Genomic DNA, 26,453 nt, shown 5'->3' with positions numbered 1-26,453 from the left:
TCCCTGGGATGAACATGGTGCGCCGCGATCGGTTGCTTTTCAAGTGCGGAGGTCTCAGCTCTCCGGCTCCTCCGTCTGCCGGGGCACCTGCTCTCGCCGATCAAAAAACCGCAGGCCGAAGAAGCCGGCAACAAAGCCGCCAATATGGGCTTCCCAGGCGATCTGGCCGTCAATGCCGGGCGCCAGGCCGAAGAGGCCGGTCGCCAGGTTGATCACCATCCACATGGCGAGAAAGGTGACGACGCCGCGCGAGCGGAGGACCGCCGCCATCGGTAAGGGCCGGCCAGCGAAGGCGGCCCTGCCCGACGAGCGGTCGATGCGGAAGCCGTAGCGCGCCGCCGCGCCCATCATGCCGGAAATCGCGCCGGAGGCGCCGACCAGCGGTGCGTCGCCAAGCGGGTGCATGGCCCAGAACAGCGCCACCGCCGCCAGTCCGGTGGCGGCGAAGAACAGGCTGAAGCGCAGCGCGCCGAAGCGGTTGGCCAACGGTGAGCCGAAGGCCGCAAGCCACACCATATTGATGGCAAGATGGGCAAAGCCGCCATGCAGGAAGGCATAGGTAAAAGGGCTTGAAAACGCGAAGAAATCCAGGTCGAAGCGGCCGGAATAGCGAATCGGCACGAAGGCAGCCCGGACAAGCAGTTCGAAGTCCTGGTCGTCGGTCAGCCAATAGACCCGGATCAGATGGACCGCGACGCAGATGCCGATCACCGCCAGCACCACGGGCGGCAGGTTGAACACCGGCTCGCGGCGCTGCTCCGGTTCGCGGGCGACAGGCCCACCCTGGCCCTGCTCGATCTCCGGTGGGCTTTCTGGGTCACTCATATGGCTTGCACTCAGTCGCTGGATTGGACTTCGCGAGCATGTAGATCACGGCCAACCGAATCACAAACGGCGAATCAGCAGGCCCGAATCGAAAAAGAAGCCGTCCAAGGTTTCCCTTGAACGGCTGGTCGAGCCCCCTTGCTCCCCCTGAACTCTTGACTGAAGTGCTGCCGATCGTCGCAAAACGACCGCTTCTGGAGTGGTTTTTGTGTGCCACAGGGCTGGCAGGCGCGCAACGTAAACTAGTTGTTAACCTTAACCGCCCCGACCCGTGAACAAGTATTAACGATGCTGGCACGCATCCTGCTCCGCAACGCATGTAGGTCTTCGGAGGGCGCCCTTCTGTTCACCGATGGGACATCTGAAGACAGAATGCGCGGAGCAGCATTAGCATGAACCAGACCGGATCGATCACGCTGTTCCATTATTGGAACCGGTTGCGTGACGGACGCCCTGCCCCGAAGCGCTCGGAAGTCGAACCGGCCGACATCAAGTCGCTGCTGGCCGACACGTTCATCCTGGAAAAGGACACGCGCGGCGAAGCGGTGTTCCGGCTCGCCGGCACCAGGCTTTGCGCAGTCTATGGCCGCGAATTAAAGGGATTTTCATTCCCTTCGCTGTGGCGCGAAAAGGACCAGCGGCTGATCTCGAAGCTCACCGACGGCGTCTTCGACCTGAAATCGGCGGCCCTCATTACCTATGAGGGTTTCAGCCGCAATGGCCGCTCCAACAGGTTTGAGCTGCTCGCGCTGCCGCTCGACGGCGGGGTCGAGAGCCCGCGCTGCCTCGGCGTGATAAGCGCCGTCGAAAAGCCCTTCTGGCTGGGCGCGGACCCGGTTTTCGACGCGTTGATCGATTCGATCCGTGTCGTCGATCCCGACAAGGAGCCGATGTTCCTGAAGAACCGGCCGGCGATGGAGGTTCCCTCGCTCGCCCCGTCGGAATACGACCCGCCCGAGACGATTTCGGCGCTCGGCCAGGCCCGCCGCATCCGTCACCTGGTCGTCTTCGACGGCGGACGCGAGGAATGATGCCCAAAGCTTAAAGCAACAGCGCCGGATTTTCCCCTTTGTTAACCTGCTTTGTTGTAGTTTTCCGCTGAAATTCCCCGCATCCATGCGCGGAATGCCGAACGGGGTATGGCAGTGATGAGGTCAGCGGCGGTCGACCATGCACCGTCCCAAGCTGAAAGGCGTAACTTTCAGCGCGTCCGCGTGAAGATTTACGGACGCTTCATGCTGGAAGACCGCACCGAACATCCCTGCCAGGTAGTCGACATGTCGCCCGGCAACGTTTCGCTGCGCACCGAGCGCGCCGGCCTGGCTGGCGAAAAGGTCATTGCCTATATCGATCATATCGGACGCATCGAGGGCGTCATTACCCGCACTTTGCAGGATGGCTTTGCGATGACCGTCATCGCGTCGGAGCGCAAGAGGGACAAGCTCGCCGCGCAACTGACCTGGCTTGCCAACAAGCACGAGCTCGACTTGCCGGAAGACCGCCGCCATGAACGCGTCGCGCCGCGCAACCCGACGAGCGTGCTGCAGCTTGCCGACGGACGCCAGTACCAGTGCCGCATCATCGACCTGTCGCTGTCGGGCGCGGCGATCGAGATCGACGTCAAGCCGGCCATCGGCGTCCAGGTGACGCTGGGCACCATGCGCGGCCAGGTGGTGCGCCATTTCGAAGATGGCATCGCCATCGAGTTCGCCGTCATCCAGCGCCCCGAAACGCTTGATACCGAATTCAGCTCACCGCGCGGCTGACGCGGAAGCGTTAGCGCCATCGGGAAGCGAGGCTGGCGACCTTCGCGCCCCCTCGTCCCGCCATCTTAGCTGTTCGAACGGGGCGACGAAGCATGGGAACGCACCCGGCTGGAATCCATAAACAATTCTATACTTAATTGCATCAAATTTTATGTTTATTCTATTGTTGTTTTACTTAATGTCTACTTCGCGCTTTTGCGTCAAATAAATCCAGCCGTGTCATTGTCTCCTCAAACGGGGAGACGGAATAATGAACAGGATGAGGGGCAAGCTGTTGCTGGCGGCAATAGCGATGCAGCTTTTCGGCTGGGGGACTGCAAACGCGGCGGAGCCGGCCTTCATGCAGACCGGCGGCCGCACCACACAGCCGGTCGGTCACTACGAATTGTGCCAGCAGTTTCCGCGGGAATGCAATCAGAGGACGCCTGACCAGGCACCGGTCGAGCTCACCCGCAAGCTGTGGGCGACGATCGTCAAGATCAACAATTCGGTCAACAGCAAGGTCGCGCCCCGCACCGACATGGAAATGTGGGGCAAGGAGGAAGTCTGGTCCTTTCCCAATAACGGCTTCGGCGACTGCGAGGACTATGCGCTGGAAAAGCGCCGCGAGCTGATGAGCATCGGCGTGCCGGCCGGCGATCTGCTGATGACGGTCGTGCGTCAGCGCAACGGCGACGGCCATGCTGTGCTGACCGTGCGCACCAGTCTTGGCGAGTTCATCCTCGACAATCTCCAGCCCAAGGTGCTGTCCTGGACCAATACCGGCTACACCTATCTGAAGCGCCAGTCCGACCGGAATTCCGGCGCCTGGGTGACGATCAACGACGGCCGCTCCGACGCGGTCGCCAGCGTCCGCTGAGGACGCCAATGCATGTCGCCCAAAAGCGCGTAGCGGTTGTGGGATAACGACATGCATAAAACAGAGGTTAAGTGCGTCGCATGACTTCGCGCTTTAGGAGAAACCCGGTCGAGTCCCCACCCTCCCCGTCCCCAACGACCGGGTTTAAGGAGCCGGCCCCGTCCCCGGGCCGGCTCCACCATTTCCGGCGGAACAACATTTCGATACAGTTATCTCGGCTTTGCCTCCAACTGCGCTTCGTCATCCAAGCTGTCTCACGATCGTTTGTGGGATACGAGCTGCCGTTTGCCGTCGAAACGCTGTTACTTGCCCCTGATACGGAACGCGTCGACAAAGGCGGAAAACGCCGGAGAGGGATGGCGTCGGCTTGGATAGTACAGGTGGTAACCCTGGAACGTCGGGCACCATTTGGTCAGGACTTCCTGAAGAAGGCCACTCTCAATGTGTGGCAGGACGAGTTCGCGCGGTAGATAGGCCAAGCCCACTCCGTCAAGCGCGGCCTGGATCGCCGGCCCCATGTTGTTAAGCGTCAGTTGCCCCTCGACCCGAGCACTGAACTCGCGCGCTCCTTCCCGCAATTCCCATGCATAGACCCATCCTGACGTCGGCAGCCGGTAGTTGATGCAGTTATGGTCGGTCAGCTCCTGCGGCGTCTGCGGCGGTGTCCGGTGGGCGAAGTAACGGGGTGAGCCGACGACAGTGTAGGTCACGTCGGCTCCGATGCGCACGGCTACCATGTCCCGGCCAATGGACTCGCCCAGCCGAACACCGGCGTCGAACTGGCGCTCGACGATGTTGGTGAAGGCGTTATCGACCACCAGCTCGACATTGATATCGGGGAAGTCGCTCAGGAACTTTGGCAGCCGGGCGCGGAAGACAATGTCGACCGAATCGTCGGTGCACACCAGGCGAATGTTGCCGGACGGCCTGTCGCGCAGGACGCCGAGAGCGCTGACCTCAGCCGCGATGCCTTCGAAATGCGGTTCGATGCCTTCCTTGAGGCGTTGACCGGCCGCCGTCGGGGCCACGTCGCGCGTGGTGCGAGACAGAAGACGGACGCCAAGCCGCGACTCCAGCGACTTGATGGTGTGGCTAAGAGCCGAAGGAGTGACGCCGAGCTTGGCGGCTGCTCGGGTGAAGCTCCGCGTCCGGGTGATCTCCAGAAACGCGCGCATTTCGGCGAACTCGTCGCGTGGCATTGATGAGCCTCATTCACAACCACATCAAAATTATACCCGCTAGTCGCATTTGGCCAGCCCGACTACTTAATTCGGGAACGGACAGGAGACTGCCTTATGACCATTGAACTCGCGCTGGGCGAGGCCGCCACTGCTGACAGCACGACGACCCCATGGTCTGCGGTGGTCTGCCTGTCGCTGCTGACCTTCCTTCTAGTCGGACTGGAGTTCCTGCCGGTGAGCCTGCTCACCCCGATCGCTCAGGATCTGGCCGTCTCCGAGGGTCAGGCCGGCCAGGCAATCGCGGTATCCGGATTCTTCGCCGTGGTTACCAGCCTCTTCGGCAACTCGCTGTTGCGAAACGTCGATCGACGGACGGTGGTTCTGCTCCATACGGCAGTGCTGGCCGCATCGAGCCTGGCGGTGGCGGTTGCTCCCAACTTCCTGGTCTTCCTGGCCGGGCGGGCGCTGGTCGGCATCGCGATCGGCGGTTTCTGGTCACTGTCGACGGCCATTCTGGCCCGCTTGGCCCCGGGACCCGACCTGCCCAAGGCCATTGCCTTGCTCCAGGGTGGCACTGCGTTCGCATTGGTGATCGCCGCGCCCGTCGGCAGCTTCCTCGGATCGCTGATCGGATGGCGGGGAACCTTTTTCGTCACTGTCCCCATCGGCCTTGCGGCGCTCGTGTGGCAGTTGGCCGTTCTCCCGAAGATGCTACCGATGGAGGCCGCCTCGGTGTCGAGCATGTTCCGCTTGCTGCGGAATCGCAGATTCGCCATCGGCATGGGCGCAACCGGGCTCGCGTTCATCGGGCAGAACGCGCTCTCGATCTACCTGCGGCCGTTTCTGGAAAACGTGACGGGCCTCGAGGTCAACACCCTCTCAATGGCTCTGTTGGGCGTCGGCCTCGGCGGCCTGGCGGGACTGTCGATCATCGGCCTCATACTCCGGCGGCACCTCACAGCCTTGCTGATCGGGCTGCCGAGTGCACTCGCGGTCTTCGCTCTACTGCTGATTGCCTTTGGACCGTTTGCACGGGCCACGGCCGGCCTGCTGGTTCTTTGGGGACTGTTCGCGACCCCGATCCCGGTGGCGTGGAACACCTGGATGACCACGCTCATCCCTGAAGACCTGGAGGCCGGGGGCGGACTCCAGGTCGCCCTGATCCAGTTCGCGATCGCGGGCGGCGCTATCGCGGGAGGCCTGCTGTTCGACGCGGCCGGCTGGTGGAGCGCCTTCCTTCTCGCCGCCGTCCTGCTCACGGGTTCGGCCTTGCTCGCCGCCTCGGCCGGCCCCCGCACCTGAACTCTTTCAATTCTTGTCTAGGAGAATCTCATGTCCGAAGGAATCGAGAACAAGGTCGTCGTCATCACCGGTGCCAGCAGTGGCCTCGGTGAAGCGACGGCACGCCATCTTGCCGCGCGAGGCGCTTCCGTGGTCCTGGGTGCACGCCGGTCACACCGCATCGACGCGCTTGTCCAGGAACTGACCGCCGCTGGGCTCAAAGCCAAGGCCGTCACTACGGACGTCACCGACGCCGGCCAGGTCCAGAACCTGGTGAACACGGCGGTCCGGGAATTCGGCCGCATCGACGTGATGCTGAACAATGCGGGCCTCATGCCGTTGGCCCCGCTCGAACGGCTCAAGATTGACGAATGGGACCGGATGATCGACGTCAACATCAAGGGCGTCCTTTACGGCATCGCGGCCGCACTTCCGTACATGAAGGAACAGCGATCGGGCCACATTATCAATGTCTCGTCCGTATACGGCCATGTGGTCGACCCGGGTGCGGCGGTCTATTGCGCCACCAAGTTCGCCGTGCGTGCGCTGTCCGAGGGTCTGCGGAAAGAGGTGAAACCCTACAACATCCGCACCACGGTGATCTCGCCGGGCGCTGTCACCACAGAGTTGCTCGAGCACATCAGCGAGAAGGATATCCAGCAGGACACCAGGGACTTCGTGAGCAAGATCGCCGTGGGGCCAGATACGTTTGCCCGCACGGTCGCCTTCGCGATCAACGAGCCCGACGACGTCGATATCAACGAGATCTTGTTCCGGCCGACCGCCCAGCCGGTTTGACTTGGAAGTGGCTATGCTTTCGGTACCCCAAGGCCGGCTCCACCATTTCTGGATCGGCTAGACCTTCTTCAGCCCAGCCCTGAATCGCTTGCCGTTGGCCACATAATGCGCGGCAGAGGCGCGCAGCCTGGCGATTGCGGCTTCGTCGAGCGTCCTGACGACGCGCGCGGGCGAGCCGACGATCAGCGAATTGTCGGGGAATTGCTTACCTTCGGTGACCAGCGCGCCGGCCCCGACCAGCGAGTTGTTACCGATCTTGGCGCCGTTCAGCACGATGGCGCCCATGCCGATCAGGCTGTTGTCGCCGATCGTGCAGCCATGCAGCAAGGCACGGTGGCCGATCGTGCAGCCTTGGCCGACGGTCAGCGGAAAGCCCGCGTCGGTGTGCATGATTGTGTGCTCCTGCACGTTTGTGTCGGCGCCGATGACGATCGGCTCGTCGTCGCCGCGGATAACGACGCCGAACCAGAAGCCGGCATTGCGGCCGATCCTGATATTGCCGATCAGCGTGGCGTTGGGCGCGATCCAGTTGCTGTCGGCGTCCTCGAAGGCGGGCGCTTTTCCGTCAATCGCGTAGATCGGCATTGCTGTCTCCAGATCGTCTCACACCGACAAGCTGCCAGACCCTAGAAGCGAAGCCGCCCAGGACGCAATGGCGATCACCACCATGCCCAGCGCCAGCGCCCAGATGGTCGCCGTACAGCCGCAGGAGATCAGCCCCAGCACCGAGATGCGACGCTCGCGCCAGGCGTCCAGCGCCTCGTTGGCGAACATCAGCGGCCCGGCGCAAGCCGTCGCCGCGAGCGAGCGCAGCATGTGCTTCGACGATACATAGGGCTGGACGAAGGCAAGCTTGCGGCCGGCGATCAGCTCCATCGCCGATCCGGCCAGGCCGCAAGCCGTCAGCCCGGCCATAAAACTGAATATGATTTGTTCGACCGGCCCCATCTTTACCCTCCGTTTACCATAAAATCGCACAGTCGCCTGCAAAAGCTGCGTAGCAAGAGCCGTGCCGCGCCGAAATGTGCCGCTCAGGCACACCCGACGGGACGGTAAACGAGGGCCGCGATGAAGCAGGCAGCCGCCACGGAGGGCCCGCAACTCAGCGTCGTCGATTCGACGCTGATGAAGCGGGTGTTTTATGCGTTCGCGACGCTGGCGCTGCTTTCCGTGGCGATCAGCCTCGGCGGCAAATGGTTCGGCCGCTCGATCGCCATGGCCGGGTACACCGACGACACCACGGTCCACAAGGTCGTCATCGGCAACAACATCATCGCCGTGCCGGCCAATGTCATCCGCTTTGCCCAGGCCCGGCGCGACGGCATCGCCTCACGGCTTGACCTCTATCTGCGCTATCCCGAGATGGACGGCTACAGCGAGGCTGCCCGCAACGACTTCAACCACACCGGACCCAGCAAGGACATCGTCTTCCTGTCGTTCGAGCCGCAGATGATGTCGCGCGACATGAGCGGCCGCTTTGCGCCGATCTACAGTGCGCTGATTGCCAAGCTGGGTACGCCCGGCCCTGGCCGCACGACGCTTTACGCCTTCAGCGAAAAATCGGGCTATCTCAACGAAGTGCTGGCGGTCGCCGACCGCCCCGGCAAGGATCCGTTCGTCGCACGCTGCCTGAGCGGCCCGAGCGCGGACGAATCGCTAGCGCCCTGCGAGCGCGACATCCTGGTCGGCGACAATCTCAGCCTCACCTACCGCTTCCCCCGGGAATTCCTGGGCGACTGGCAGGCGCTCGACGCGGCGATTTCGGGCGAGGCAGCGCGTGTGCTGAAGACCGGGCGGTAAGCAACGAAACGAGCCGTTCCGCAGGGATCCTTCGCGCCCCTCTCTGTCCTGCCGGACATCTCCACGAGGGGGTAGATCGGCCGTCATCTTGGCTTTCGCCAATCTCCAATGTTGCAGGAAGAGCGCAGCGCCGAAGCTGCCAATCTCCCCCCAAGTGGTCCCCAAGTGGGGGAGATGGCCGGCAGGCCAGAGGGAGGCGCTGTCCCGCCGGCGTCTTGCAAGGTTCCGTACCGCCGCTGCGCTTGAGGCGTAGCGGCCAGCTAAATCTCCGGCTCAGGCCAGATCGATGTCGAGGATCGCCATCGAGAAATTATAGTCCCCGTCGTCCTCGTCCTTGAAGACGATGCCGAGGAACTCGTCGCCGACATAGACCTCGGCCGAATCTTCCTTGCGCGGCCGCGCCTTCACTTCGAGTTTGGGATTCTGGAAGGTGCGCTTGAAATAAGCATCCAGCTTTCTGATTTCGTCCGGCTTCAACAGTCTTCTCCGATCGTCGCTTGCTAAAGTGCGTCGCGTCTGAAGAGATCGATGCGACGCGCTTTGAATCCTTCTTCATGCATGTCGCTATCCCAAAACTGCTGGGCACTTTTGGGCGACATGCATTGGTGAGCGCGCTTCTGGCACGTCGACAATGGCCATGTAAAGGCAAGCCGGCACAGGGGGCAGGAATTCAGCCCCCGCCCGAGCACTCAGATGTCGAAGCTGACGACGTGGTCCATCGTCTGCGATGGCAACAGCTGGTCCATCTGCCGCGAAGGCTGATCGCAGCCGGTCTCGCCGACGACGCGGGCCGGCACGCCGGCAACCGTCTTGTTGTGCGGCACTGGCGACAGCACCACCGAGCCGGCCGCGATCTTCGAGCAATGGCCGATCTCGATGTTGCCGAGGATCTTGGCGCCGGCGCCGATCAGCACGCCGTAGCGGATCTTAGGGTGGCGGTCGCCGCCGGCCTTGCCGGTGCCGCCCAGCGTCACGCCGTGCAGGATCGACACGTCGTCCTCGATGACCGCCGTCTGGCCGACGACGAGGCCGGTGGCGTGATCGAGGAAGATGCCCTTGCCGATGCGGGCGGCCGGATTGATGTCGGTCTGGAACACCGAGGACGACCGGCTCTGCAAATACAGTGCAAAATCCTGGCGGCCCTGGTTCCACAGCCAATGCGCCAGCCGGTGCGTCTGGATGGCATGAAAACCCTTGAAGTAGAGCACCGGCATGATGAAGCGGTCGCAGGCCGGATCGCGATCGTAATAGGCCTGGATGTCGACGCGCACCGTCGTCGACCAATCATTGTCGTCGGCCGCCATCGCCTTGAACGTCTGGCGGATGAGGTCGGAGCCGATGTCCTGGTGGGCGAGGCGCTCGGCCAGCCGGTGAATGACCGCTTCTTCCAGGTTTTCCTGGTTGAGGATGGTCGAATAGAGGAACGCCGCCAGCAGCGGATCGCGGTTGACCGCTTCCATCGCTTCGTCGCGAATCGAACGCCAGATCGGATCTACCGGCTGCACCATGGTGGGACGAGAAATCGTAACGCTGTTCATCTGATGTCTCCGGCCACCCAATGTCTCGGCATCCACTGTCTCGGTTGGCGGCTTGCCTATTCTCCGGCCGCACCTATAAACCAGATCATAGCACGGGTGAACTCAATTTTCCTTAGTGCTTCGTCAAATGGATTGGGTTGGCGGAATTTCAAGCAGCCATGGAAAACGCAACCTTGATCGACGAGACCCTGAAGCGCGAGCTTTCCGCGCTCTATGCGGCCGAAGATCGCCACTACCACGACCTTGGCCATATCGAGGCGATGCTGGCGCTAGCCAACGATTACAAGGCATTGCTGCATGATCCTGAAGCAGTCGAAGCGGCGATCTGGTTCCACGACGTGATCTACGACAGCCGCGCCAAGGACAATGAGGCGAGGAGTGCCGCACTTGCCGAGGAGAAGCTCGCCGGCCGCGCCGACGCACGACGCCTCGGCCACATCGCGGCGATGATCACTGCCACTGCCAGCCACGAATTGCCGCCCCTTGGTGACCAGCATTCGGTTCGTGACGCGGCGCTGTTCCTCGACATGGACCTGGCGATCCTGGGTGCTGCGCCTGACGTGTTCGACGCCTACGAACAGGCGGTTCGCCGCGAATACCAGTGGGTCGACGAGCCGATGTGGCGGGCCGGCCGTGCCGCCGTCCTAAACGGCTTCCTCACCCGCCCGCATATCTTTCACAGCGAGGAATTCCGCCGGCGCTTCGAAACCCAGGCCCGGCAAAACATGGCGCGCTCGCTCCAGGCGCTTGGGCACGGCCCGGGCGGATAGTAGTTCGCGTAGCTCGCGTGCGTCCGCGATATTTGCCCGAAATCAGGTGAATGCGCCAAAAGTCGATGCCATTCCCCACAACATGAACACCCCAGCCGCCAGCGACGCACCATTGACCACGATGCCAGCCAGGCCGAGCACACGATTGTCGTTTGGGCGACCAACGGCCATCAACCCGAAGACCACTCCCGTAAGATGTGCCAAAGGCCCGGCCAGAAAAAATACCGCAGCGAAGAAGCCCGTCGCACTGTTTTGGAGCAGTGGAGACGCGCCGCTCGGCATTGCTATCAACGCGGTGATCGCCATCGCCCCTGCCGCCAAAGCAGCCAGCGCTAGTACGACGGACCATTCGCCGAACCTGCTTTTTGCAATGACGCCCAGCAAAGCGGCGTCGGTCCTTCCCCATTGTGCCATGATACCCCCTGCCCTCCGTTCAGCGCATGGCGGGTTTGAACCGATCCACACGTCGCGCTTATTTACTCCTGTATCGTTGCAAAACCGCTAAGGACCCCAGCTTCAGGCCCAATGGCCGCTTTGGGAGCCGTCCATCAAAGCGGATGCTCGGCATAAAACTCCAGCACACGCTGCTTGAAGGTCTTGTCGCCGACCGCCAGCATATGGTCGCGGCCTTCGATGTGAAAAGCCCTGGCGTTGGGCATCAGAGCGGCGAGTTCATCCGGCGAGCCGCCGATGTCGTCCTTGGTGCCGACGGCGATCAGCGTCGGCTGGGCAATGCGGGCAATGTCGGCCTCGCTCAGCAATTCGCGCGAGGTGGCGATGCAGGCGGCGAGCGCCCGGCGATCGCTGCGGGTCTGATCGGCGAAGGCGCGGAACGAGCGGCCGCGCGGATCGCTGGTGCCTGCCGGATCGTCGACCAGAAGGGCGTTGGCTATCGGATCCCAGTCGCCGACGCCGTCGACCATGCCGATGCCGAGACCGCCGAAGACCAGCGTCGCCACCTTGTCCGGGTTGGAGAGCGCCAGGAACGCCGATATGCGCGCGCCCATCGAATAACCCATGACATGGGCGCGTTCGATGCCGAGATGGTTCAAAAGCGCTGCCGCGTCGGACGCCATTTCTGCCGGCGTGTAGTCGGCTTCGTCATAGCTCTTCGACGACGAGCCATGGCCGCGATTGTCGAAGGCGATCGCACGGTAGCCGGCATCGTTCAGCGTCTTGAACCAGCCGGGCGACACCCAGTTGACGTAATGGCTCGAGGCAAAGCCGTGGATCATCAGCACCGGATCGCCCTGCCCCGATGCCGGTTGGCGGTCAAGGAAAGCAAGGTCGAAACCATCATGGGAGAAGAACTGCATCGGCCGAAGATCCTGCCCGTTCGTTCAGTCGGAATCGACACTCGGCGCGTCGCCCTTGTCGGGCGGCGGCATGGCCGGCCCCGGCGCCGTGCCGATGGCCGGATGGCGCAGCAGGTCGCCGTCCTTAATGCCCTTTTTGGCGGCGGTGCCTGCCTTGAGCTCGAGCACGAAGCGCACCGGTTCGTCCGGCGAGATGATCGCCTCCGACTGCGGCTCGCCTTGCTTGATCGCCCGGATCCGGCCGTCCTGGCCGACGAAGATCAGGTCGAGCGGCATCGGCGTGTTCTTCATCCAGAAGCTCACATCCTGCGGCGCACCGAACACGAACAGCATGCCGTGATTGTCGGCCATGTGCCGGCGGAACATCAGGCCGGCCTCGCGCTCGGCGGGCGTGTCGGCAATTTCGACGGAGAAAGAACGCTCGCCGGCCTTCGTCACCGCGACAAGCAGCGCCGGGTCGACGGGAAGGATCATCGCCTTGCCGTCGGCCGAACTCGGTTGCTGAAAATAGAAGAACGCACTTGCGGCGACGATGAGGAAAATCCCGGCGCAGAGCGCGCCCGCCGTCAGCCGGTTCCTGTGAGCCATATGAAATCCTCGACCGGAACTAATGCGAGACCGGCAAGGTACCCATATCGGGGTGAATTTCGGCAGCCATAAGGCCTTTGTCGCCGCGTCCGAAGCGGACCAGCACCACCTGGCCCGGGCGGAGTTCGGTGATGCCGTAGCGGCGCAGCGTCTCCATGTGGACGAAAATATCCTCGGTGCCCTCGCCCCGGGTCAGAAAGCCGAACCCTTTGGTGCGGTTGAACCATTTCACCAGCGCCCGTTCGAGGCCGCTTTCCGGCGTCACCGCGACATGGGTGCGCTGCTCCTGCATCTCCGCCGGATGGATCGCCGTGGTGACATCCATCGAGAGCACGCGGAAGGCCTGCAGCCCACGCTCGCCCTGCTTGACCAGGCAGACGACGCGGGCGCCTTCAAGCGCGGTCTGAAAACCGTCCTTTCGAAGGCATGTCACGTGGAGGAGGATGTCGCCCGAAGTACCATCATCGGGAAGGATGAAACCGTAGCCCTTGGCCACGTCGAACCATTTGATGGCGCCGGCGATTTCGACGAGATCGGCCGTATCGGCGCTCTCATCCCGCTTCAACGCATCGTTACCGGCCCCGTCCCGCCCCATGAAAGAGGCCTTTTCCCCCATAAGAACGCCCCCTTTTTTCAAGAAACACTGCAACTGATTCTTGGTATCAGATTAACACCGCGGCTTCCGGTGTGTGCAAGACCTGACGTGCCTTTTTTCACGGTTCCGTACAGGAATAGCGGATTTGCCGTTTGCCGGCGCCGGCAAGCGTGGCCGATTGCCCTTTGGCCGGGCCGCCCCTATGGTGCGCCGCAACGCAACATAAGGAGGAAATCATGCGCTATCTGCACACCATGGTCCGCATCGCCGACATCGATGCTTCGCTCGATTTCTACTGCAACAAGCTTGGTCTCAAGGAAGTGCGCCGCCATGAAAACGAGCAGGGCCGCTACACGCTGATCTTCCTCGCCGCGCCCGAAGACGAGCAGAGCGGCATCTCCGAAAAGGCGCCGCTGATCGAGCTGACCTACAATTGGGACCCGGAAGACTACAAGGGCGGCCGCAATTTCGGCCATCTTGCTTATGAGGTCGACGACATCTACGCCACCTGCCAGCGGCTGATGGACAATGGCGTTACCATCAACCGGCCGCCGCGCGACGGCAACATGGCGTTCGTCAAATCGCCGGACGGCATCTCGATCGAGCTGTTGCAGAAAGGTCCGGCCAAGCCGAAGGCCGAGCCGTGGGCGTCGATGCCGAACACCGGCAGCTGGTAACCGATCACGCTATCTTGAGCGGACGCAGGCGGGCGCTGGTTCGGTTTTCGCGTCCGCCTTCCCAAGGAGAATTCATTCATGCCGGCCAGCCATGTCGACGTCGCCACCGAACATGCCAGCCGCTATCTGCAGCAGCTGTGCAAACATTGGGCGCACAAGTTTCCCGTCGAATTCGACCCGAACCACGGCACCATCGATCTGACGCTCGGCCGCACGGTTCTCGATGCGGATCCGGCTGCGCTGCACATTGCGGTGACGACAGATGAAGCTGGCTCGCTCGAGCGCCTGGAAACGGTCGTCGCCGAGCACATCAAGCGCTTCGCCTTCCGTGAAGAGCTGGCATTCGACTGGAAACGCGCTCCGGCCGCGTAGACGACCTGTCAAGCGCGGGCCTTGGCCATCTCGAGCAGCATCAGCACGGTGCGCCAGTTGCGCGCCGTGCAGTGCACCTTCAGAACGCGCGGGATGAGATTGGCAAAGACCGATTTGCCGAGGCCGTCGGGCGCATGCAGGTAGAGCACGTCGCCCTTGATCTCGAAGCGTTCGGGCCCGGTGCATTTTTCCGCCAGCCGGGCGATCTCCTCGGCGGTCGGCCGGCGCTCCAGCGCATAAGCATGCAGCTTGGTCGGCTCGCCGGCCACTTCCGGATAGGGATTGTCCGCCGCCAGCCGCTCGAGCCAGCCGAGATCGCGCACCATGATGCGCGAATGGAAGCCCCATTTCTTCTCGAATTCCGCTTCCAGCCGCCTGGTCAGCATCGCCGCATCGCCGTCTGGCGACCGGAACACGGCGTTGCCGCTCTGCACATGGGTGGCGATATCGGAGAAGCCGAGCTGCTCAAAAAATGACCTGAGTTCCGCCATCTTGACGATGCGATTGCCGCCGACATTGATGCCGGAAAACAGCGCGATAAAAACGTTCGCCGGGGCGTTCGGAAGATCGTTGCTGCTCATATAATGAACCCGGCGAGCGTCTCGTTGTCGGTGATGTCCTGGTAGTGGACGCTCTCGGCGTCGAAATTCGCCTTGAGCAGGTCGAAATTGCGGCGGTCCTTGGTTTCGATGCCGATCAGCACCGAGCCGAAATTGCGCGCCGATTTCTTCAGATATTCGAAGCGGGCGATGTCGTCGTCGGGGCCTAGCAATTCGAGGAAATCGCGCAACGCGCCGGGCCGCTGCGGAAAGCGGATGATGAAGTATTTCTTCAAGCCCTCGAAGCGCAGCGCCCGTTCCTTCACATCCGGCAGCCGCTCGAAATCGAAATTGCCGCCGGACACCACGGCGACGATGGTCTTGCCCCTGATTTCCTTTTTGGAAAAATCCTTGAGCGCATCGATCGCCAGCGCACCGGCCGGCTCGAGCACGACGCCTTCGACATTGAGCATTTCGATCATGGTCGCGCAGAGCCGGTTTTCCGGGATCAGCCGTACGGCATCGGCAGCAAACTCCTTGAGGTGGCGCAACGGCTCGCGGCCGATCTCGGCCACCGCCGCTCCGTCGACGAAATTGTCGACCTTGGCGAGCTTGACCCGCTTTCCGGCGGCAAGGCTCTCGCTCAGGCTCGGGGCGCCGGCCGGCTCGCAAAAGACGAAGCGCGTTTCGCGGTGCTGGTCGGCGAAATAATGGGTGACGCCGGCGGCCAGGCCGCCGCCGCCGACCGGCAGCATGACAATGTCGGGCATGCGCGCACCGGGCATCTGGCCTGATATCTCGTAGGCGACGGTCGCCTGCCCTTCGATGATGTCCTTATGGTCGAACGGCGGCACCATGTGGGCGCCGGCAGTTTCGGTGAATTCGAGTGCCGCGCGGTAGCAGTCGTCGAAAAAATCGCCGACCAGCCTGATCTCGACGAACTCGCCGCCGAACAGCCGCGTCTTGTCGATCTTCTGCTGCGGCGTGGTCACCGGCATGAAGACGACGCCCTTCTTGCCGAAATGGCGGCAGACGAAGGCAAAGCCCTGCGCGTGATTGCCGGCCGAGGCGCAGACGAACAGCTCGGCAGCGTTGCCGGCGGCAAGCGTCTTGCGGAAGAAGTTGAAGGCGCCGCGGATCTTGTAGGAGCGCACCGGCGTCAGGTCCTCGCGCTTCAGCAGCACCCGCGCGCCGCTCTTCTTCGACAGATAGTCGTTTTCCTGCAGCGGCGTTTCCGGAAAGATCTCGCGCATCGCGGCAGCGGCGGCAGCGACGCGAGAGGAGAAACTGGTCATGGCAAGAGCACCCCACAGGCTAGCCGAATTCGGTCCCGCTATTGCATATCCGGCTTCACGAAGCCATTGTCCGGCCACCCTGAAAGGGTGTTCCCAAAACCTCGTTGGCCGTTAGGAGCGTCTGTTCATGCCTGTCGCATCGGTGGCCCAGAAAACCGTGTCGCTGCCGGAGTTCGGCGAGCCGACGGTGATGCCGCTGCTCCCGCTCGCCACCTATGAGGCCCGCATCAGGGCACTGGTTGCACGCGGCGGCGAAGCGGAGTTCGACGCGTTCGTCGTCTATGGCGACCGCGAACATGCCGCCAATGTTGCCTATCTCTGCGGCTACGATCCGCGCTTCGAGGAGACGCTGCTGGTCATCGTTCCCGACAAGCCGCCGAAACTGCTGGTCGGCAATGAGGGCTGGGGCTATGCCGAGATCTGCGACGGGCCGTACGAGCGCGTGCTCTACCAGACGTTCTCGCTGCCGGCGCAGCCGCGCGACCGCTCGCAAGCGCTCGCCGACATTCTTGCCGATTGCGGCCTGAAGGCCGGCCAGCGCATCGGCGCCATCGGCTGGAAACCGTTCGGTCCCGGCGATGCCGGTTTTGGCGAAACGACGCTCGACCTGCCGTCCTTCATCGCCGACACGCTACGGACGCTTGCCGGCGACAGGGGTGTGATCGTCAACGCGGCGAACCTTTTGATGAACCCTGCCGACGGCCTGCGCGCCATCAACGAGGCCGACCAGCTGGCCGCGTTCGAATTCTCCGCGACCTATTCCTCGCAAGGCCTGCGCAATGTCCTGCAGGTCATCGAACCCGGCATGACCGAATTGCAGGCGGCGCGGCTGATGGGCATCAACGGCCTGCCGCAATGCTGTCACCCGATGCTGTCGGCCGGCAGGCGCGCAGCCTATGGCTTGCCGAGCCCCCGTCTCGACGTCATCAAACGCGGCGACCCGATCACCATGGCCTATGGCATCCAGGGCTCGCTCAACGCCCGCGCCGGTTTTCTGGTCGAGGACGCGGCCGAGCTTCCAACGGGCATCCGGGACTATGTCGAGAAACTGGTCGCGCCCTATTTCTGCGCCGTCGTCGACTGGTATGAGACGGTCGGCATCGGCGTTCCCGGCGGCGCACTGTGGCAAGCGGTGCACGAGCGGATCGGCGATCGGTTCTTCGGCGTAGCGCTCAACCCCGGCCATCTCATCCATATCGACGAATGGATGCATTCGCCGGTATTTTCCGGCTCCGATATCAGATTGAAGTCGGGCATGGCCTTGCAGGTCGACATCATCCCAGCGACCGGCACCGATTATTTCACCACCAACATCGAGGACGGGATCGCGCTGGCAGACGACGCGCTGCGCGAAGAGATCGCCGCGCGCTATCCCGAAGCCTGGCGCCGCATCGAGGCGCGCCGCGCCTTCATGACCGACGTGCTTGGCATAAGGCTGAAGCCGGAAGTGCTGCCGTTTTCCAACATCCCGGCGTTCCTGCCGCCGTTCTGGCTTTCGCGCAACAGTGCGATGGCCGTCGCGAGGCACTGAGCGCATTTCGGCATCCGCGACTTACTTCTGCCGCACTTCGCCTGTCCGGGAGGGGCGGCGGAGGTGGATGGCCTTTGGTCAGGCCGGAGTGGAATTGCTTAAGTGCCCTTGAAGACGATTTGCATCATTGTCCTTGCCGCGCTGCTCGCCGGCTGCGGCGGCCGCCAAACCGAGGAACTGCTCGGCAGCGCCATGATGGCGGTGCCGGTGACGGAAATCGCCGGCAACCACTCGATCTTCATCGCAACGACGCGCAAGCGCTCCGACGATCCCAACAAGGTCTTCGACGGCGAGCGGTCGGCGACGCTGAACTATGCCCGCGTCAACGTCACCGTCCCCGGCATCCACAAGACAGGCCAGATCGAGCGGCGCTCGCGCGGCAAGTCGGACGATCCGGCCAAATACTTCATGGCTTCCGAGGTTGTCGGCTACGACACCCAGCCGAAATTCTCCAGTGCGCTCAGCGCCGACATCGCGGCGCGCGGCGGCCGCGTCATGGTCTTCGTCCACGGCTACAACACCGGCTTCGACGACGCGGTCTACCGCGTCACCCAGATCACCCATGATTCCGGCTATCCGGGCACGCCGGTGCTGTTTTCCTGGGCGTCGGGCGCCAAGACCACCGACTATGTCTACGACAAGGAAAGCGCCAGCGTTGCCCGCGACCAGCTCGAAGTAACGCTGAGAATGCTGGCGCAAACCGGCGCGCGGCGCATCGACATCGTTGCCCATTCGCTGGGAACCTGGGTCACCATGGAGGCGCTGCGCCAGCTCGCCATCACCGGCGACCGCGATCTCGGCGGCAAGCTCGGCGACGTCGTGCTGGCCTCGCCCGACATCGACGTCGACGTGTTCAAGAGCCAGATGCGCCGCTACGGCAAGCCGGACAAGCCGTTCATCCTGCTGCTCTCCGACGACGACCGGGCGCTCAGGCTGTCCGGCCTGATCGCCGGCGCGCGGCCGCGCGTCGGCGACTACAAGGACGCCGCCGACCTCGCCAGCTACGGCGTGTCGGTCGTCGACCTCTCCAGCGTCAAGGGTGCCGACCGTTTCAACCACACCAAATTCGCCGACAACCCGGAATTGGTGCAGTTGATCGGCCAGAAGCTGCGCGAGGATGACGGGTTTGCCAGCGACCGCGAAGTGACGGACCGCATCGCCTCGGTCGGACAATAGCTGCGTTGCGCGGCAGTAACTGTTGACCATCGCCGCACCATCGGAACAGTTTGAACTGGACCGTGCCTACCTCTGCCTCTATCGAATAGGCCAAGACGTCTCCGGCTCGACGTCGCCTTTGCGGGAGCCCGCGTGACCGTGCCTTCGAAGATCTTTCTCGTCGTTGCGTTCGCGCTCGCGCTGGCAGGCTGCGCCGGCCAGAACACGCACGATCTGCTCAACAAGACGACGATCACCGTGCCTGCTTCGGACATTGCGGCGACGCACAAGATCTTCGTCGCCACAACCCGGCAAAAGGCAATGAAAGCGCCCCGGCAGGTGTTCGACGGCGACCGTTCGCCGACCACCAGCTTTGCCAGCGTCGAGGTGACGGTGCCCAAAATTCACCAGCTCGGCGCCATCGAGCGGGTCAAGGGCTCGGCCAACAGCAATCCGGCGAAGGATTTCACGGCGACCGGCGTCACCTTCTACGAAGGCGCGCCGCAATTCGCCAAGGCGGTCGGCGCCGATATCGCCATGCGCGGCGACCGCGCGCTGGTTTTCGTGCACGGCTTCAACAACGGCTTCGACGACGGCATCTACCGGCTGACGCAGATCGCGCATGACACGAAATACCCAGGAACGCCGGTGCTGTTTTCGTGGGCGTCGAGCGGCAAGACGACCGGCTACATCTACGACAAGGAAAGCGCCAATGCGGCGCGCGACGATCTCGAAGCGACGCTGCGCATGCTCGCCAAGAGCCGCGCCAAGAGCATCGACATCATTGCCCATTCGATGGGGACCTGGGTGACCATGGAAGCATTGCGCCAGCTTGCCATCACCGGCGACCGCGACCTCGGCGGCAAGCTCGGCTACGTCATCCTGGCCTCACCCGACATCGACGTCGACGTGTTCAAGAAGCAGATGATCCGCTACGGCAAGCCCGACAAGCCGTTCGCCGTGCTGCTTTCGGGCGACGACCGGGCGCTCAGGCTGTCGACCCTGATCTCTGGCGACAAGCCACGCGTCGGCGACTATGGCGACGCGGCCGACCTCGCCAGCTATGGCGTCTCGGTGGTCGACCTGACCAAGACCAAGGGCGGCGACCGGCTGAACCACGCCAAATTCGCCGACAACCCGTTCCTGGTGCAGCTGCTCGGCGACCGCCTGCGCGCCCCGGCGGGCCTCGCCTCCGAAGAGACCGCGCCGGCCCAGCTCGACAATCTCGGCCAGGGCCTCGGCAAGGCCGTCGGTTCGGTCGCCGAAATCGTCATCACCACGCCGTTCAAAGTGCTGACCATCGCCACCGGCGGGTGAGCGATCGCTGTCGATCGGCCTGCAGCCGCTAATCGCCGACGCTGGCGATTAAACCTAAGCCACCATGCCTTCGTCATCCTAGGGCGGAGCGAACGCGAAGCGGAGCGCAGACCCTGGGATCCATGCCGTTACATCTGCCGAAGATTGCAGCGGTTCGGAATGGCTTGTATCCGCAACAGCGTCAGTTACCTTTCGGCATCGCTGGATTGCCTGCCGGAGCCAAGAGGCGTTCGATTCTGATCCGCCTTCGTGCGCCACAGATGTAACGGCATGGATCCCAGGGTCTTCGCGACGTCGCTTCGCTCCTGCTCCGCCCTGGGATGACGAAGCGACGGATGTTCGGCTAATCTTCAGGGTACGCGATTTACCCCTGAAGGGACCACCGGAAGCGCAGAAAATTGCCATTTGCAGGCCGGCATATCGACAGCGCTAAACGAACAAATCAACCTTCTGGAAGGTCGTCACGTCGATCAAGCCGACGTCGGAAATCCTGAGCTCGGGGATAACGACCAGCGCCAGCAGCGAGTGCTGCATGTAGGCGTTGTTCAGCGAGCAGCCCATCTGCCGCATGGCGTCGCTGAGTTTGTCCGCCTTGGCGGCGACGATTTCCGCCCGCTCGTCCGACATCAGCCCGGCGATCGGCATTTCGACCAGCGCCAGTTCCTTGCCCTTGGAGAACAGCACGACGCCGCCGCCGACCTCGCCAAGCCGGTTCACCGCCAATGCCATGTCCTGCTTGTTGGTGCCAACGACGATGATGTGGTGGGCATCATGCGCCACGCTGGAGGCCATCGCGCAGTCGCCGATATAGCCGAAGCCGGAGACGAAGGCGTTGGTGACGCCGCCGGTGCCCTTGTGGCGTTCGACCAGCGCGATCTGGCAGACATCGTTGCGGCGATCCATGGCGACCAGCCCGTCCTCGACGGCAAGATCGGCCTCCAGCGCCCGCGTCGGCGCCTGGTTTTCGATGACGCCGATGACCCGCACCCGCATTTCGTTGGCGCCCATGGGTGCCGCGATGTCGAAATCGCCTGCCTTGAGCTTCTTGCCGAGCTTGACGGTGTTCTTCGCCGTCCGCGGATAGTTGTAGGCCGGAATGTCGATTTCGAGCTTGCCGCCCTTGGCCAGCCTGACGCCGCGGCCATAGACCTCGTCGATGGTCATTTCGGCGAGGTCGGAGACGATCAGCAGATCGGCGAGCCGTCCCGGCGCGATCGAGCCGATCTCGCGCTCCAGCCGGAAATGCTGGGCGGTGTTGAGCGTCGCCATCTGGATCGCAGTCACCGGCTTCAAGCCCTGGCTGATGGCGTGGCGCACGACCCGGTCCATATGGCCTTCGTGCACCAGCGTACCGGAGTGGCTGTCGTCGGTGCACAGGATGAAGCTGCGCGGGTCGAGTCCGCTCTCCGTCACCGCCTTGATCTGCGAGGCCACGTCATACCAGGCCGAGCCCAGCCGCAGCATCGCCTTCATGCCCTGGCGGACGCGGGCGATGGCATCCTCGGCGCGCGTGCCTTCGTGGTCGTCCTCGGGGCCGCCGGCGACATAGCCGTGGAACGGCAGGCCGAGATCGCGCGAGGCATAATGCCCGCCGACAGTCTTGCCGGCCCTCACCGTCGCCGCGATCTCGCCCGACATCACCGGATCATTGGCGGCGACGCCCGGAAAATTCATCACCTCGCCGAGCCCGACGATGTTCTCCCAGGTCATCGCCTCGGCAACATCGGCGACGGTCAGCTCAGCGCCGGCATGCTCCAGCCCCGGTGCCGACGGCACGCAGGACGGCATCTGCACATGCACGTTGACCGGCATGGCGACCGCCTCGTCATGCATCAGCCGTACGCCCGGCAGGCCGAGCACGTTGGCGATCTCATGCGGATCGATGAACATCGATGTGGTGCCGTGCGGGATCACCGCGCGGCAGAATTCCGTCACCGTCACCATGCCGCTCTCGACATGCATATGCGCGTCGCAAAGCCCCGGCACCAGATAGCGGCCGCCGGCATCGACCACCTTGGTGCCCTGGCCGATGGCGTGGCCGGCATTCGGCCCGCAATAGGCAAAGCGACCGCCGGCGATGGCGATGTCGGTGCCGGCGATGATCTCGCCGGAATGAACGTTGACCCAGCGCCCGTTGCGGATGACGAGATCGGCGGGCTTGCGGCCCATGGCGACATCGACCAGATGCGTCGCCATCTCGGCCCAGGGTTTTGGTTTTGTCGCGTTGGCGGTCTTCGGCATCAACAGGCTCCCGTTTGCCCGACTGTGCCAAGCCGCGAGGGTTTTGACCAGCGAGGAAGCAAGCGCGGACGGCGAAGTTGCAGCTCTCCCCCCTTGAGGGGGAGATGTCGCCGAAGGCGACAGAGGGGGTCGCCGATCCACGCGCGACGACCCCCTCTGGCCTACCGGCCATCTCCCCCTCAAGGAGGGAGATTGATGCGCCACGGCTTTCGCCAATCGCCAAGGGCATTTTGTGCCGGCCGCAGCAACTTTGTTCTTGCTTTGTGCCGGCAGCTATGCTACTAATTTGGCTATGGTGCTAATTGGCTCCAACGACCCGCCCGCCGAGGCGGGTTTTTTGTTTTAGCGTCGTTCATGGCAAAATGGCCCAAGCGGAATATGATTCCGGCTAATCAGCTTTCGCCGCGTTAGCGGATCTTACTGAATCGACGGTCGCGGAGTGTGACGCACTCCATCGTTCTAGCCTTCGGCCGGTTCAATCAATTCGATCCCGAACTGTCACTTCTTGCTCGGGTCGTCTGCCGGGTTGACGTAGGTGATCTTGAATGGCCCCTCGCCATGAACCTCTACGATCGTATCGCTTGTCGTCCAGGCGAAGTGATTCATTCCGGCCGGTGCGACGCCGAAGCCGCCAGCAGTCAGTTCGACGCCTTTCGCCTCGTCGAGCTTATCGCCCATTCCAAAATGGAAGTTGCCGGAAAGCACCGTCATGTATTCCGTGGTGGGATGATTATGTGCGGCAATTTTGTAGCCTGCGGGTGTCTTCAACCGCAGCACAAAGGCGCCGTCCTTTGAGGGATCTCCAGCGACAACAGCCATTTCCGCCCCAGCAGGAATGACAGCAGGAGCAGGACCCCATTTGATGTCTTTGGCGTTCATCGGCATCTCGTCAGCAGACAGAGGCGCCGTCCCAACAAGCAGCAGTGCCAGGGCAGAGGCAAGCTTGAGCATGACAATCTCCCAGTGTCTGTAGACGACGGCGTCGAGTATCGGCGCGCCGATCCACTTGCCGATTGGAGTCTATCAGGCCAGAGCGCCCGAACGCATCCTGCGAACGGGGGACACGCATTCGCGGTAGCCTCGGAAGCTGTCGCTAAAAACATCTCCAGGTGAAACGATTTTGTTTGTATCTCCGTGGGTGATTGGCCCTCGCTAGCTTCCAGTGCCAGATTTGTCGACGGCAGAAGACGGCTTGACGGCCTTTGGCTGGCGGCTGAAAAGGGCTGGCCTGCGGACGTGGCGGAATTGGTAGACGCAAGGGACTTAAAATCCCTCGATCTCTGATCGTACGGGTTCGATTCCCGTCGTCCGCACCAGATTGGTCTTCGTTTGATACCCTTCGTAACTGGAGACCAGGGCGCTCGACCCGGTTCTGGCCCCCTCACCTCCCAATCGGGTTCAGCTTCAAATGCTGGATTAAAATAATCGTCTTGGCGTCGATGATCCGACCATCGTGGATGCCGGCCAGCGCCTCGTCGAGCGGCATTTCCAAAACCTCGATGTCCTCGCCTTCGTCATGCGCGCCGCCGCCGTCGGAAATGCGGTCGGCGGGCGAATAGCGGGCGACGAAGAACCAGAGCCGCTCGGTCACGCTGCCGGGGCTCATATAGGGCGAAAACAGCCGCTGCACGTCCTTCAGGCGGTAGCCGAGTTCCTCCTCGGCCTCCTTGCGGATGCAGGTTTCGGGATCGTCTTCGTCGAGCAGGCCGGCGCAGGCCTCGATCAGCGGCTCCTTGTGGCCGGTGACGTAGGCCGGGTAGCGGAACTGCCGCACCAGAAGCACCGTCGACCGCTCGGGATCGAAAGGCAGGATCACCGCACCGTCGCCGCGATCGTAGGTCTGGCGGGTGTGCGTTTCCCATTTGCCGTCGCGCCGGCGATAATCGAAGACGGTCTTTTTCAAAACCGCCCATTCGTCGGAAAGGATTTCCTCAGAGCGGATGCGAATGCGATCTTCCATGGTGGACTCTCTGCTGCCGCGGCAAGGCGTAGCCGCGAACGGCCGTTCGTGCAATCGGTCCACCAATTGGTCCAGCGGCCGTTTCACCGTCTCGTGTCTGGCGCTGGCACAGTCGGCTGCCTAAATAGCGGCAACCCTTTCCGGAGTTTTTTATGACCTCATCGCTTTTCCAGCCGATCACCCTCGATGGCCTCACCTTCCCCAACCGCATCGCGGTCGCGCCGATGTGCCAGTATTCGGCCGAGGACGGCTCGGCCAGCGATTGGCATCTCTATCACTGGATGAACCTGGCGATGTCGGGCGCCGGCATGGTCACCGTCGAGATGACCGATGTCGAACGGCGCGGCCGCATCTCGCATGGCTGTCTCGGCCTCTATTCCGAGGACAATGAGGCGGCGGCGCGACGCACGCTGGATGCAGCCAAGCGCGTCGCCGCGCCGGGCACGAAATTCGGTACGCAACTTGCCCATGCCGGACGCAAGGCCTCCAACCGAAAACCCTGGGAGGGCGGCGGCCCGCTGCACGCCGATCAGGACCCGTGGCCGATCGTATCGGCCTCGGCTATCGCCTACGACACCGGCTGGCAGGTGCCGCGGGCGCTGGAGGACGACGAGATCCTGCAAATCATCGAACGCTTCGCCGACGCGGCGCGGCGGGCCGAGCGCGCCGGCTTCGACTTCATCGAGCTGCATGCCGCGCATGGCTATCTGATCTTCCAGTTTCTGTCGCCGCTTTCCAACCGGCGTACCGACCGCTGGGGCGGCTCGCTGGAAAACCGCATGCGTTTCGCCGTCGAGATCGCCAAGGCGGTAAAGAAGGCGGTGCCCAGGCTGATGCTGGGCGCGCGTCTGTCGATCAAGGAATGGGTCGATGGCGGCTTCGACGTCGAGGATGCGATCGAAGTGACAAAAGCGCTGAAGGAAGCCGGCGTCGCCTATCTCTGCTGCTCGAGTGGCGGCAATTCGCCGTTGCAGAAGCTGCCCTCTGGGCCCGGCTACCAGGTGCATCTGGCCGAAGCGGTGCGTAAGGCCGTCGGCATCCCGACGCGGGCCGTCGGCCTGATCGACGATCCGAAACAGGCCGAGGCGATCGTCGCCGACGGCCGCGCCGACATGGTGGCGCTGGCGCGCGCCTTTCTTGCCGATCCGCGCTGGGGCTGGCGCGCCGCGGCCACCTTCGGCGAAAAAATCCACCCGGCGCCGCAGCTTGCCCGCTCGGTGACGACGATGCAGCACTGGATGAAGGCGGCGAACTGACGGCGGGTTCGTCTCGCTGGGCGGGCCAGCACAGCTTCGCACTGATCCTCTGCCGGTGTAGAGTGGCCGGGGCCGCGGCTGGGCGCGGCGGGTTGGGGGAGCAGAGATATGTCGTTCAGGGGGATTTCCATTGCGGCTGCCGCCGCGGTCGTGGCCGGGCTGTCGTTCGCCGCATCGACGCCGGCCGGGGCGCAATATTGCGAAGGTACGGTTCACGGTCTTTCCAAGCACTACAATCTGGCAACCGGAAGTGGCTTTCTCGCCGTTCGGGCCCGACCGAACTCGTCGTCACGCATGATCGGGCAATTGTTCAACGGCGACCAAACCGAGATCTTCGACCGGCGCGGAAACTGGTACCAGGTCGATTTCGGCGGCCGCACCGGCTGGGCGAATGCGCGCTGGCTGCGCAATGGCTGCGGCTATTGAGCTATTTTCGCCTGAGCTAAAATAGCAGTTGCAACCAAATCGGCCGCTCCGCGTTGGCGGCGATGATGGACAGCAAGCCATTTGAAAAGCCGGTCGTGGTCGAACTCGGCCATGTCGGCAAGTATCGCCACATCCGCAGCGCCCAGGAGGCGGCGGAGTGCCTGATGACGGTCTGGCCACTCAATCGCGGGCCCCGTCATCGTGATGCCCTCGACACTTGCCTAAAAGTGCTGGAAGGTTATCGTTCGACGGCGGATGCGCGCCGGGCACTGATCGAAGCCGCCAGGGAATCGGACGTGCTGGTCGCAGACGACAGGCTGCCAGACGACAGGCTGGCCGACGACAGGCTGCATTGAGGCAACGGGCT

Annotated in this window: 30 protein-coding genes and 1 tRNA gene; 16 read left to right on the top strand and 15 right to left on the bottom strand. The window is 63.1% G+C overall.

All coding sequences use genetic code 11. From position 1 onward, the window contains the following. Positions 1-54: 54 nt before the first annotated feature. Positions 55-825 (bottom strand): rhomboid family intramembrane serine protease, encoded by a 771-nt coding sequence (locus NKI63_RS07680; protein ID WP_352508576.1) that lies wholly within the window; start codon positions 823-825, stop codon positions 55-57. A gap of 392 nt (positions 826-1,217) precedes the next feature. Between NKI63_RS07680 and NKI63_RS07675 the strand changes: the two genes are divergently transcribed. The 3 genes from NKI63_RS07675 (at position 1,218) to NKI63_RS07665 (ending at position 3,450) form a co-directional block, all read left to right on the top strand. Further along, complete coding sequence (locus tag NKI63_RS07675; RefSeq protein WP_352649221.1) at positions 1,218-1,856, top strand: PAS domain-containing protein; 639 nt, start codon at positions 1,218-1,220, stop codon at positions 1,854-1,856. 117 nt (positions 1,857-1,973) lie between these two features. After that, a complete protein-coding gene (locus NKI63_RS07670) occupies positions 1,974-2,591 on the top strand; it encodes a PilZ domain-containing protein (RefSeq protein ID WP_254817716.1) in 618 nt (205 codons plus the stop codon). 259 nt (positions 2,592-2,850) lie between these two features. Then, complete coding sequence (locus tag NKI63_RS07665; RefSeq protein WP_352778012.1) at positions 2,851-3,450, top strand: transglutaminase-like cysteine peptidase; 600 nt, start codon at positions 2,851-2,853, stop codon at positions 3,448-3,450. 302 nt (positions 3,451-3,752) lie between these two features. Here the strand turns inward: NKI63_RS07665 and NKI63_RS07660 are convergent, their stop codons facing one another. Then, entirely contained in the window at positions 3,753-4,649 is an 897-nt protein-coding gene (locus NKI63_RS07660; RefSeq protein WP_352820937.1) for a LysR family transcriptional regulator, read from the bottom strand. A gap of 96 nt (positions 4,650-4,745) precedes the next feature. Here NKI63_RS07660 and NKI63_RS07655 point away from each other — a divergent pair, with 96 nt between their 5' ends. Both NKI63_RS07655 and NKI63_RS07650 read left to right on the top strand, forming a co-directional pair. Further along, complete coding sequence (locus NKI63_RS07655) at positions 4,746-5,933, top strand: MFS transporter (protein ID WP_352777942.1); 1,188 nt, start codon at positions 4,746-4,748, stop codon at positions 5,931-5,933. A 30-nt stretch (positions 5,934-5,963) separates the two neighbouring features. After that, positions 5,964-6,710, top strand: coding sequence for an SDR family oxidoreductase (locus NKI63_RS07650; RefSeq protein ID WP_352777943.1), 747 nt, complete (start codon positions 5,964-5,966; stop codon positions 6,708-6,710). Between the two features lie 57 nt (positions 6,711-6,767). Here NKI63_RS07650 and NKI63_RS07645 read toward each other — a convergent pair whose 3' ends face one another. Next, positions 6,768-7,295: a gamma carbonic anhydrase family protein gene (locus NKI63_RS07645; protein ID WP_352777946.1), complete on the bottom strand. Its 528-nt coding sequence runs from the start codon at positions 7,293-7,295 to the stop codon at positions 6,768-6,770. A gap of 18 nt (positions 7,296-7,313) precedes the next feature. Beyond that, positions 7,314-7,658: a DUF6949 family protein gene (locus tag NKI63_RS07640; protein ID WP_352508582.1), complete on the bottom strand. Its 345-nt coding sequence runs from the start codon at positions 7,656-7,658 to the stop codon at positions 7,314-7,316. 120 nt (positions 7,659-7,778) lie between these two features. Between NKI63_RS07640 and NKI63_RS07635 the strand changes: the two genes are divergently transcribed. Further along, positions 7,779-8,510 (top strand): hypothetical protein, encoded by a 732-nt coding sequence (locus NKI63_RS07635; RefSeq protein WP_352777948.1) that lies wholly within the window; start codon positions 7,779-7,781, stop codon positions 8,508-8,510. A 273-nt stretch (positions 8,511-8,783) separates the two neighbouring features. On the opposite strand, the gene NKI63_RS07630 is transcribed toward NKI63_RS07635, so the two are convergent. Continuing rightward, on the bottom strand, positions 8,784-8,987 hold the full coding sequence (locus tag NKI63_RS07630) for a DUF3126 family protein (protein WP_023674799.1): 204 nt from the start codon (positions 8,985-8,987) through the stop codon (positions 8,784-8,786). Positions 8,988-9,199: 212 nt separating this feature from the next. Beyond that, positions 9,200-10,048: a serine O-acetyltransferase gene (cysE, locus tag NKI63_RS07625; protein WP_352649215.1), complete on the bottom strand. Its 849-nt coding sequence runs from the start codon at positions 10,046-10,048 to the stop codon at positions 9,200-9,202. 158 nt (positions 10,049-10,206) lie between these two features. Here cysE and NKI63_RS07620 point away from each other — a divergent pair, with 158 nt between their 5' ends. Beyond that, complete coding sequence (locus NKI63_RS07620) at positions 10,207-10,818, top strand: HD domain-containing protein (protein WP_352820933.1); 612 nt, start codon at positions 10,207-10,209, stop codon at positions 10,816-10,818. A 42-nt stretch (positions 10,819-10,860) separates the two neighbouring features. On the opposite strand, the gene NKI63_RS07615 is transcribed toward NKI63_RS07620, so the two are convergent. The 4 genes from NKI63_RS07615 to NKI63_RS07600 all read right to left on the bottom strand — a co-directional run bounded on the left by NKI63_RS07615 (position 10,861) and on the right by NKI63_RS07600 (position 13,338). Further along, positions 10,861-11,232, bottom strand: coding sequence for a hypothetical protein (locus tag NKI63_RS07615; protein WP_352820930.1), 372 nt, complete (start codon positions 11,230-11,232; stop codon positions 10,861-10,863). Positions 11,233-11,366: 134 nt separating this feature from the next. Next, positions 11,367-12,134, bottom strand: a complete 768-nt coding sequence (locus tag NKI63_RS07610; protein ID WP_352777953.1) for an alpha/beta fold hydrolase — start codon at positions 12,132-12,134, stop codon at positions 11,367-11,369. 24 nt (positions 12,135-12,158) lie between these two features. Next, a complete protein-coding gene (locus tag NKI63_RS07605; protein WP_352820927.1) occupies positions 12,159-12,722 on the bottom strand; it encodes a DUF192 domain-containing protein in 564 nt (187 codons plus the stop codon). 19 nt (positions 12,723-12,741) lie between these two features. Then, on the bottom strand, positions 12,742-13,338 hold the full coding sequence (locus NKI63_RS07600) for a cold-shock protein (protein WP_254817705.1): 597 nt from the start codon (positions 13,336-13,338) through the stop codon (positions 12,742-12,744). A 215-nt stretch (positions 13,339-13,553) separates the two neighbouring features. On the opposite strand from NKI63_RS07600, the gene gloA reads away from it, so the two are divergent. Further along, positions 13,554-13,994, top strand: a complete 441-nt coding sequence (gloA, locus tag NKI63_RS07595; protein WP_352509416.1) for a lactoylglutathione lyase — start codon at positions 13,554-13,556, stop codon at positions 13,992-13,994. Positions 13,995-14,072: 78 nt separating this feature from the next. Continuing rightward, the gene (locus NKI63_RS07590; protein ID WP_254817703.1) at positions 14,073-14,366 is read left to right on the top strand and encodes a DUF2218 domain-containing protein; all 294 of its coding nucleotides are present in this window, start codon (positions 14,073-14,075) and stop codon (positions 14,364-14,366) included. An 8-nt stretch (positions 14,367-14,374) separates the two neighbouring features. Here NKI63_RS07590 and NKI63_RS07585 read toward each other — a convergent pair whose 3' ends face one another. Beyond that, positions 14,375-14,947: a DUF1697 domain-containing protein gene (locus NKI63_RS07585; RefSeq protein WP_352777957.1), complete on the bottom strand. Its 573-nt coding sequence runs from the start codon at positions 14,945-14,947 to the stop codon at positions 14,375-14,377. Continuing rightward, a complete protein-coding gene (gene ilvA / locus NKI63_RS07580) occupies positions 14,944-16,200 on the bottom strand; it encodes a threonine ammonia-lyase IlvA (protein WP_352820923.1) in 1,257 nt (418 codons plus the stop codon). The genes NKI63_RS07585 and ilvA overlap by 4 nt, the downstream gene beginning before the upstream one ends. Before the next feature lie 127 nt (positions 16,201-16,327). Between ilvA and NKI63_RS07575 the strand changes: the two genes are divergently transcribed. The 3 genes from NKI63_RS07575 to NKI63_RS07565 all read left to right on the top strand — a co-directional run bounded on the left by NKI63_RS07575 (position 16,328) and on the right by NKI63_RS07565 (position 20,203). Further along, complete coding sequence (locus NKI63_RS07575) at positions 16,328-17,731, top strand: hypothetical protein (protein WP_352777960.1); 1,404 nt, start codon at positions 16,328-16,330, stop codon at positions 17,729-17,731. Between the two features lie 102 nt (positions 17,732-17,833). Continuing rightward, positions 17,834-18,907, top strand: a complete 1,074-nt coding sequence (locus NKI63_RS07570) for an alpha/beta hydrolase (RefSeq protein ID WP_254817699.1) — start codon at positions 17,834-17,836, stop codon at positions 18,905-18,907. 132 nt (positions 18,908-19,039) lie between these two features. Beyond that, entirely contained in the window at positions 19,040-20,203 is a 1,164-nt protein-coding gene (locus NKI63_RS07565) for an alpha/beta hydrolase (RefSeq protein ID WP_352705096.1), read from the top strand. Between the two features lie 429 nt (positions 20,204-20,632). Here NKI63_RS07565 and ade read toward each other — a convergent pair whose 3' ends face one another. Continuing rightward, positions 20,633-22,444, bottom strand: a complete 1,812-nt coding sequence (ade, locus tag NKI63_RS07560) for an adenine deaminase (RefSeq protein ID WP_352777962.1) — start codon at positions 22,442-22,444, stop codon at positions 20,633-20,635. A 498-nt stretch (positions 22,445-22,942) separates the two neighbouring features. Next, a complete protein-coding gene (locus tag NKI63_RS07555) occupies positions 22,943-23,395 on the bottom strand; it encodes a cupin domain-containing protein (RefSeq protein WP_352509427.1) in 453 nt (150 codons plus the stop codon). Positions 23,396-23,674: 279 nt separating this feature from the next. On the opposite strand from NKI63_RS07555, the gene NKI63_RS07550 reads away from it, so the two are divergent. Continuing rightward, positions 23,675-23,760 (top strand) — tRNA-Leu (locus tag NKI63_RS07550). A gap of 65 nt (positions 23,761-23,825) precedes the next feature. Here the strand turns inward: NKI63_RS07550 and NKI63_RS07545 are convergent. Next, complete coding sequence (locus NKI63_RS07545; RefSeq protein WP_352509429.1) at positions 23,826-24,404, bottom strand: NUDIX domain-containing protein; 579 nt, start codon at positions 24,402-24,404, stop codon at positions 23,826-23,828. A 152-nt stretch (positions 24,405-24,556) separates the two neighbouring features. Between NKI63_RS07545 and NKI63_RS07540 the strand changes: the two genes are divergently transcribed. The 3 genes from NKI63_RS07540 (at position 24,557) to NKI63_RS07530 (ending at position 26,442) form a co-directional block, all read left to right on the top strand. Beyond that, positions 24,557-25,660 (top strand): NADH:flavin oxidoreductase/NADH oxidase, encoded by a 1,104-nt coding sequence (locus NKI63_RS07540; protein ID WP_352777964.1) that lies wholly within the window; start codon positions 24,557-24,559, stop codon positions 25,658-25,660. A gap of 108 nt (positions 25,661-25,768) precedes the next feature. Further along, positions 25,769-26,086, top strand: coding sequence for an SH3 domain-containing protein (locus tag NKI63_RS07535; protein ID WP_352509431.1), 318 nt, complete (start codon positions 25,769-25,771; stop codon positions 26,084-26,086). 62 nt (positions 26,087-26,148) lie between these two features. After that, positions 26,149-26,442, top strand: coding sequence for a DUF982 domain-containing protein (locus NKI63_RS07530; protein WP_352467305.1), 294 nt, complete (start codon positions 26,149-26,151; stop codon positions 26,440-26,442). The last annotated feature ends 11 nt before the right edge of the window (positions 26,443-26,453 follow it).

The organism is Mesorhizobium sp. M0410, from assembly GCF_040321435.1.
Taxonomy (GTDB): domain Bacteria; phylum Pseudomonadota; class Alphaproteobacteria; order Rhizobiales; family Rhizobiaceae; genus Mesorhizobium.
The sequence above is the reverse complement of the archived record's forward strand: the minus strand, read 5'-3'. Positions and strand labels throughout refer to the sequence as shown.